Consider the following 248-nt stretch of genomic DNA (forward strand, 5'->3'; position numbering starts at 1 on the left):
GGGGGACCCCCCCGGGGAAGTCCGGAGCCGCCATCAGCCGGGGCAGGCCGGGCGTCACGGCGAAGCCGTCCGCGATCCGGTACAGGAACTGGGCACGGATGATGCACCCGCCGCGCCAGATCTTGGAGATCGCACCGAGATCGATGTTCCAGCCGGACTCGGCGGCACCGGCGCGGATCTCGTCCGAGCCCTGCATGGAGGCGCCGAACTTGGGGGGGGTGGCCGCCGGGCGGACGTCCTCGACGGGG

Annotated in this window: 1 pseudogene; it reads right to left on the minus strand. The window is 73.4% G+C overall.

What is annotated here, in order from left to right:
* Positions 1-248 (minus strand): annotated as a pseudogene (locus KVS71_RS18135) (NADP-dependent phosphogluconate dehydrogenase); the annotation flags it as partial.

The organism is Microbacterium sp. GbtcB4 (assembly GCF_019091465.1).
Lineage (GTDB): Bacteria > Actinomycetota > Actinomycetes > Actinomycetales > Microbacteriaceae > Microbacterium > Microbacterium paraoxydans.